The organism is Ideonella sp. B508-1 (assembly GCF_000333615.1).
Classification (GTDB): domain Bacteria; phylum Pseudomonadota; class Gammaproteobacteria; order Burkholderiales; family Burkholderiaceae_C; genus Ideonella.
In genome coordinates, this window is record NZ_BADL01000240.1 from 1 (window position 1) to 7,820 (window position 7,820).

4 protein-coding genes are annotated in these 7,820 nt (G+C 68.7%); 1 reads left to right on the plus strand and 3 read right to left on the minus strand.

Annotated elements, in window-relative coordinates:
• On the plus strand, window positions 1-1,892 hold a 1,892-nt coding region (locus tag I73_RS27205; RefSeq protein ID WP_022980464.1), incomplete at its 5' end, for a methyl-accepting chemotaxis protein.
• Here I73_RS27205 and I73_RS09935 read toward each other — a convergent pair.
• The 3 genes from I73_RS09935 to aroC form a co-directional block, all read right to left on the minus strand.
• Window positions 1,866-5,102 carry an efflux RND transporter permease subunit gene (locus I73_RS09935; protein ID WP_022980465.1) on the minus strand — a complete coding sequence of 1,079 codons (3,237 nt, stop codon included), beginning with the start codon at window positions 5,100-5,102 and terminating at the stop codon, window positions 1,866-1,868. The genes I73_RS27205 and I73_RS09935 overlap by 27 nt on opposite strands.
• A 34-nt stretch (window positions 5,103-5,136) precedes the next feature.
• Window positions 5,137-6,288 (minus strand): efflux RND transporter periplasmic adaptor subunit, encoded by a 1,152-nt coding sequence (locus I73_RS09940; protein ID WP_085944590.1) that lies wholly within the window; start codon window positions 6,286-6,288, stop codon window positions 5,137-5,139.
• Window positions 6,289-6,423: 135 nt separating this feature from the next.
• Window positions 6,424-7,524: a chorismate synthase gene (gene aroC, locus I73_RS09945; protein WP_026096541.1), complete on the minus strand. Its 1,101-nt coding sequence runs from the start codon at window positions 7,522-7,524 to the stop codon at window positions 6,424-6,426.
• Between the last annotated feature and the right edge of the window lie 296 nt (window positions 7,525-7,820).

Here is a 7,820-nt window from a genome sequence, read left to right on the forward strand (position 1 = left end):
ACACCTACTTTCTGATGTCGCTGTCCACCCAGGAGGCCCTGCCCTGGACCGAGCACCTGGGCCAGGTGCGCGGCCTGGGCGCCGGGCTGCTGGCGGCAGGCCAGGCCAGCCCCCAGGACCGGGCCACCGTGCTGGCCCACGGCGCTGCGCTCCAGTCCATCCTGCATGACGTGCAGTTCTCGGTGGGCGCTCTCGGGCGTGTCGACGTGGCCCCCCCCCACGGCTGGCAGGAGGCCCGGGACACCACCGAGCGTCTGGTCCAGTCGCTCAAGCAGACTTTTGCCGCCGAGCCCCTGCAGGGCGACGCAGCCAGCTTCTTCAGCCAGGTCAGCGGCGTGATCGATGCCGTCAAGGGTTTCCAGGGCGCCACCGCACAGGAGCTGAACTCACGCCTGGCCCTGCGTGAAACCCATCTGGTGAACATGTTCTGGGTGAAGATGGGGGCCAGCGTGATCGGTCTGGTGCTGATGCTCTACCTCAGCTTCAGCTTCTACAGCAGCGTGATGGGTGGCCTGCGTGCGCTGCAACGCAGCGTGAAGGCCATGTCCGCGGGCAACATGGCGCACAGCGTCAAGATCGACGGCAGCGACGAGATCGCCGACATGGGCCAGGGCATCGAGCAGATGTCCGGCCAGCTTTCGGCCATGGTGGCCGACATCCGCAGCAGCGCCATCCGCGTGGGCTATGCCGGCCAGCAGGCTGCCGCCCGCGGTCAGGCGCTGGCCGAGCGCACCGACGCCCAGGCTGCCAGCCTGCGCCAGACCATGGCCACGGTCAGCCAGCTTAGCGAAGCGGTGACGGTCAATGCCCAGGCGGCCCAGGAACTGGACCACCTGACCCAAGCCCTGCGCGAGCGGGCCGAGGCCGGGGGCGATGCCATGCAGCAGACCGTGGGGGCGATGGGCTCTCTGGAAGGCAGTTCCCGCCGCATGAGCGAAATCATCAGCGTGATCGACGGCATCGCCTTCCAGACCAACATCCTGGCCCTGAACGCGGCCGTGGAAGCCGCCCGCGCGGGCGAGGCCGGCCGCGGTTTCGCCGTGGTGGCCACCGAGGTGCGGCAGCTGGCCCAGCGCAGTGCCTCGGCGGCCGCGGAAATCCGCGCCCTCATCGGCCAGTCCGGCGAGGAGGTCGCGCGCTCGGTCACCCGCATCCAGTCGGTCGGACAGACCCTGAGCCAGGTGGTGGACGGCGTGCGCAATGTGTCGGACCGCCTGCGCACCATCGCCGAGGCCAGCACCCAGCAGAGCGTGGGCCTGGCCGATGTGACCAAGACCGTGGGGGCGCTGGAGGACATCACGCTGCAGAACGCCGCGATGGTCGAGGAGTCTGCCAAGGACGCCAGCGAACTGGTGCACCGCGCCCAGGCCCTGGGCGAGGCGGTGGCCTCGATCCGCCTGCGCCAGGGCAGCGCCGACGAGGCCTGCGCCTTGGTCGAGAAGGCCCAAGCCCTGGTCACCCGCGAGGGCGTGGAGCGTGCCCGCCAGGTCTTCACCCAGGCCGATGGCGGCTTCATCGACCGCGACCTCTACATCTTCATCGTCGACCGCGAGGGCCGCTACCTGGTCCACGGCCTCAAGCCGGCCATGAACGGCCACCGCGTGCACGAGCTGCCCGGCATCGACGGCGACCGCTTCGTGCGCGAGGCCTGGGCGGCCGCCTCGGCCAACGGTCAACACTGGGTCGAGTACGACATCATCAACCCCGAGACCGGCAAGGTTCAGCCCAAGGCCAGCTATGTCGTGGCCCTGAACGAGCGGCTGCTGCTGGGCTGCGGCATCTACCGCAGCGCCAGCGCGGGCAACGCGGCCTCGTCCGTCGCCACCGCCGGCCAGCCGGCGACTCCGGCCGGCCCGATCGCAGGCTCAGTGCCCCAGGCTCTCCCCGCCTGAGACCACGGCCTCATCGGATTCGTGCAGCCGGGCCTCGCGTTGCGCGGCACGGCGCAGCGACTCCGGCCGCACCAGATAGCTGTAGATCACCGGCACCACCAGCAGCGTCAGCAGCGTGGAGGTGAGCACCCCGCCGATGATGGCGCGGCCCATGGGCGCCTGGATCTCGCCACCCTCGTTGAAGGCCAGGGCCATGGGCAGCATGCCGAACACCATGGCCGCGGTCGTCATGATGATGGGCCGCATCCGGATCAGGCCCGCCTCCTTCACCGCCTCGGCCACGCTCTTGCCGGCCCGCACCGCATGGTTGGCGAAGTCCACCAGCAGGATGGCGTTCTTGGTCACCAGCCCCATCAGCATGATCAGGCCGATCAGCGAGAACAGGTTGATGGTCGAGTGGGTGAGCAACAGCGCCAGCATCACGCCGATCAGTGACAGCGGCAGCGAAGCCATGATGGCCAGCGGCTGCAGGAAGCTGCCGAACTGGCTGGCCAGCACGATGTAGATGAACACCACCGCCAGGGCCAGCGCCGCCACCATGTTGCCGAAGATCTCAGCCTGGTCCTTGGCCTGGCCGCCCACGTCGAAGCGGTAGCCCGGCGGCAGCACGGTGGCCTGGATCAGCTTCTGCACATCGGCGCTCACATCGCCCACGGCCCGGCCGGAGGCATGGTCAACGCCGGCGTAGATGGCCTGGCGGCGCTCCAGGTTCTGGCGCTTGATGACCACCGGGTTCTCCACCGGCTCCACCGACACCACCCGCTCCAGCGGAATGGGCGTGCCGTCCTTGGCATAGGCCACCGGCAGCTGGCGCAGCTGGGCCACCTGCTGGCGGTCCAGGCTCTTCAGGCGCAGCAACACCTCCACCTGCTCGCCGTCCGGCGTGGTCCAGTAGCTGGCCACATCGCCGTTGACGTAGGTGCGCAGGGCCGTGGCCACCTGGGTGGTGCTCAGCCCCAGTTCACGCACGGCGCTGGGCTTGATGCGCACCGCATAGGCCGGCACCCCGGGCTCCACCGAACTCTGCAGATCGGTCACGCCCTTGATCTTCTTGATCTTGGCGCTCAGGTCGTTGGTGATCTGGTCCAGCACGGTGGGGTCCGGCCCCAGGATGGCCACGTTGATCGGTCGGTTCCAGCCCAGGATGATCTGGATGCCCGGCACCGAAGCCAGCTCGTTGCGCAGCGCATCCTCCAGTTCCTTCTGCGTGCGGTGACGCTGGGCCTTGGGCTTCAGCACCAGGCCGATGCCCGCGGTGTTGCGGCCGTCCTCGCCGCCCACGGTGGTGGTCATGGACTCCACCTCGGGAAACTTGGCGCGGATGATGGCTTCGACCTGGCGGATCTTCTGGTCCGAACGCGCCAGGCTGGAGCCCACCGGCAGCTTGACCTGCAGCTGGGTGAAGCCCTGATCGGTGTCGGGAATGGTCTCCGCCCCGATCAGCGGCGCCAGCATCAGGGCCGCGATCAGCGACAGCCCCGCCAGCCACAGCACCATGCCGCGCGGCGTCAGCGTGGCCCAGCGCAGGCGGCGCGGCGCAGCGCGATCCACGTCGCCCTGGGCGTTGACCGGATGACCCCAGGCCGGCACCGGCGGCAGCCACAGGCGATAACGGCGGTGGCTGAAGGCCCAGTCCACCAGCGCGGCGTAGACCTTGTGCAGCACGTCCATGCCCCAGTCCACCGCCCCCAGCAGGTGGCGGATGACCGGCAGGCGGCGGAAGCGGTCGGTGGGCGGATCGGGCCAGATGGAGGACAGCATCGGATCCAGCGTGAAACTGACGAACAGGCTGACCAGCACCGCCACCGTCACCGTGATGCCGAAGGGGTAGAAGAACTTGCCGACGATGCCCTTCATGAAGGCCACCGGCACGAACACCGCGCAGATGGCGAAGGTGGTGGCCATCACCGCCAGGCCGATCTCCTCGGTGCCCTGGCGGGACGCGGTGAGGTGGTCCTTGCCCATGTCCACGTGGCGGACGATGTTCTCGCGCACCACGATGGCGTCGTCGATCAGCAGGCCGATGCACAGCGACAGCGCCATCATGGTCATGAAGTTCAGCGTGAAGCCGAAGGCATAGACCGCGATGAAGCTGGCGATCACCGAGATGGGCAGCGTCAGGCCGGTGATGACGGTGGAGCGCCAGCTCTGCAGGAACAGGAAGACGATGGCCACGGTCAGCAGCGCGCCCTCGATCAGCGTGCGCTGCACGCCGTGCAAGGAATCCTGCACCCAGTCGCTGTTGGCGTAGATGATACGCAGCTCCACGCCCGGCGGCATGGTGCTCTGCATGCTCTCGACAGCGTCCTTGATGGACTCCCCGGCCCGGACGATGTTGGCGTCCTTCTGCTTGTAGACCTGCAGCGTGATGGCCGGGTCGCCGTTCACGCGCGACATGGACTCGGCCTCCTGGTCGGTCTCCACCACCTGCCCCAGATCGCCCAGCGTCGTCACGCCGTTGCCGGTGCGGGCCACGACGATCTGCGCGAAGTCCTTGGGGTCGCGCACCCGGCCCTCCACCCGCACGATGGCATCGGCCGTGCCGTTGCTGACCAGGCCCACCGGCTCGTCGGCGTTGCTGCGCTTGAGGGCCTCGGCCACATCGGCGGGCGTGAGCGCGGCCGCCCGCAGCCGGGCAGGATCGAGCTCCACCCTCACCTGCCGCACGTTCAGGCCGCTGGCCAGCACCCGGGCCACGCCCTCGGCGCGCTCCAGGCGCTTGACCACCGTCTGATCGGCCAGCAGCGAGAGCTCACGCTCGCTGCGCTGGTGCCCCACCAGCGCCAGCACGACCGTGGGCTGGGCGTTGTCGTTGTCGAAGCGGCTGATGAAGGGGGGCTTGGCGTCTTCGGGCAGCGAAGCCTGCAGCGCCGCGATCTTCTCGCGCACATCCTGGTTGGCCTGGGCGATGTCGGCGTCGAGGTTGAACTCGACGGTCGTCTCGCTGCGCCCTTCCAGGCTGTTCGAGCGGATCATCTTGACGCCGGCAATGCTGTTGAGTGCCGACTCGACGGGCTTGGTGATCTCGGTCTCCACCGCCGAGGGTGAGGCCCCGGGGTAGCTGATCGAGACGAACACCACCGGCGGGTTGATGTCGGGCATCTGCTCGACGCCCAGGCGCAGGTAAGAGAACAACCCCAGCACACAGACGGCCACCATCATCATGGTGGCGAACACGGGGCTGTTGATGGCGACGCGGGTCATCCACATGAGGTCTTCCTCCGAGACGTGACGGGACGACGCGTCAGAGCGTCTTGGCCGGTCCCGAGGCAGCCGAAGCCGCCTGGGTGGCGTTCTGGATGCGGGCCTCCTGGCCTTCGCGCAGGTTGTCGAAGCGGGCGGCCAGCACCTGGCTGCCGGCCGCCAGGCCATCGGTGATCTCCACCAGGCCGCGCGTGGCGTCACGCCGGCCCGTGGTCACCGTGCGGCGCAGCAGCTTGCCCTGCTCCAGGGTCCAGACATAGTCCTGCCCCGAGCTGGAGGACAGCGCGGTGACCGGCACCGTCAGGCGCGGCGCCCCCGCGGGCAGGGTCACGTTCGCGGTGGCGAACTGACCGGCACGCAGCAGCTCCTTGGGGTTGTCCAGCGTCAGCGTCACGCCGATGGAACGCGTGCCCACCTCGGCCGCCGGAGCGATGCGGGCCAGCTTGGCCTCGATGGGCTCATCCACGCCTTCGACCTGCAGCTGCACCGCCATGCCAGGGTGCAGTTGGCCCACTTCGTGGGTGCCGACGCTGCCGGCCATCTCCAGCTTGCGCAGGTCCACGATGGTGAGCAGTTCCTGCTCGGCCGCGACCTTCTCGCCCGGCAGGGCGTGGCGCTTGGAGACAATGCCGCTGATGGGCGCCACCAGCGCCGCCTCACGCAGCTGGATGCGGGCCGTCTCGACCTGGGCCAGCGCCGCGTTGTACTGCGCCTTGGCGCTCTCCAACGAGGCGCGGGAGTTCTCCAGCGCGATTGGCGAGATGAATTTCTGTTCTGCCAGCCCCAGGTTGGAGTCATGGCTGCGCTGGGCCTGGGCCAGCAAGGCCTTGGCGGCCTCGGCCTGGGCCGTCTTTTCGTTCAGGCGGGCATTGAGCTCCGCCAGATCGATGACGCCCAGCGACTCGCCCACGCTGACGCGGCTGCCCTCGTCCACCCGCAGGCTGACCAGGGTTCCGGCCGCCTTGGCACGCACGGTCACGGTGGACGGCGCGACGAGCGGGCCGGAGAACGTCACCTTGCCGGGCAGGGCCATGGACTGCGGCTGCACCACCTCCTGCGTGGTGAACACCAGGGTAGCCTCCTTGGGCTTGTCATCCTTGGGCTGACCCGACTTCCGGGCCACCACCGCCCCCACCAGGACGGCCAGCACCACCAGCGCTGCCACCCCTCCGATCCACCTGCGTTGTCGCATGTCTGTTCCCACCTCTGTTGATTGCTCTCGTGGAGCGGTCGCAGTGTAGGGGCAGGCAGGCAAAAGAAAAGGCCCGGCGGACGAACTGTCCCCCGGGCCGATGAACTGCACCGGACGGCGACGAATGGTGCCTGGTCAGCGACGCACGGCCGCGATGTCCGGCGTGGCCACCCGCACATCGCCGCACTGAGCGCGGTGGCGCAGTGCGTGGTCGATCAGCACCAGGGCCAGCATGGCCTCTGCGATGGGCGTGGCCCGGATGCCAACGCATGGGTCGTGGCGGCCGAAAGTCTCGACCTGGGCCGGCTGTCCCTGCAGGTCGACGGAACGCCGCGGAATGCGGATCGAGCTGGTGGGCTTGATCGCGATGTTGACGGTGATGTCCTGCCCGGTCGAGATGCCGCCCAGCACGCCACCGGCGTGGTTGCCGACGAAGCCCTCGGGCGTCAGCTCGTCCCCATGCTCGCTGCCGCGCTGGCGCACGGACTCGAAACCGGCCCCGATCTCCACGCCCTTGACCGCGTTGATGCCCATCATCGCGTAGGCGATGTCGGCGTCGAGCTTGTCGAACAGCGGCGCGCCCCATCCCACCGGCAGACCGGAGGCTTCCACATACAGGCGCGCGCCCACGGAATCACCCGACTTGCGCAGAGCGTCCATGTAGGCCTCGAGTTCTTCGGTCTTGCTGGCGGTGGCGGCAAAAAACGGGTTCTGCCCCACCTGACTCCAGTCATCGCGCGGGATCTCGATGTCGCCGATGGCGCTCATGCAGCCCCGGATGCGGATGCCGAAGTGCTCGGCCAGCCATTTGCGGGCCACCGCCCCGGCGCCCACCATCGGGGCCGTCAGGCGGGCCGAGCTGCGACCGCCGCCGCGCGGATCGCGGATGCCGTACTTGTGCCAGTAGGTGTAGTCGGCGTGGCCGGGCCGGAAACTCTGGACGATGTTGCCGTAGTCCTTGCTGCGCTGGTCGGTGTTGCGGATCAGCAGGCAGATGGGGGTGCCGGTGGTCTTGCCCTCGTAGACACCGGACAGGATCTCGACCGCATCGGGCTCGTTGCGCTGCGTGACGTGACGGCTGGTGCCCGGGCGACGGCGGTCCAGTTCTGGCTGGATGTCCGCTTCGGACAGGGCCATGCCGGGGGGGCAGCCGTCGATGACGCAGCCGATGGCCGGGCCGTGGCTCTCGCCGAAATTGGTCACGCGAAAGAGTTCGCCAAAGGTGCTGCCGGACATGGGAATGGGGGCCGGCACACCGCAGGGCGGACCGCGCCCTGCGGTGTTTCAGGGAGCACTGATTTTATCGGTGGACGCTCGAAACACGCCGAGGTGTGAAACAGGACCGCTTTTTGGCGCTCCTTTGCGGCTTCACAAGGTGTAGGTTTCAGCGACAGTGCTGACATGGCATGCAATCCCGTGTGCCGACCCGATCTCTGNCCAGTGCCCATGAAGGCTCCCGCTCCCGCCTCATCCCTGCTGCGCCACGTGCGACGCTGGGCCGGGCTGGGCGCGGCCCTGCCGCTGGTGGCCTG

Excerpts from the sequence above, each read along its gene's own strand:
- I73_RS09940 (WP_085944590.1), bottom strand. The coding sequence starts at position 6,288 with ATGCGACAACGCAGGTGGATCGGAGGGGTGGCAGCGCTGGTGGTGCTG.
- I73_RS09935 (WP_022980465.1), bottom strand. The coding sequence starts at position 5,102 with ATGTGGATGACCCGCGTCGCCATCAACAGCCCCGTGTTCGCCACCATG.
- aroC (WP_026096541.1), bottom strand. The coding sequence starts at position 7,524 with ATGTCCGGCAGCACCTTTGGCGAACTCTTTCGCGTGACCAATTTCGGC.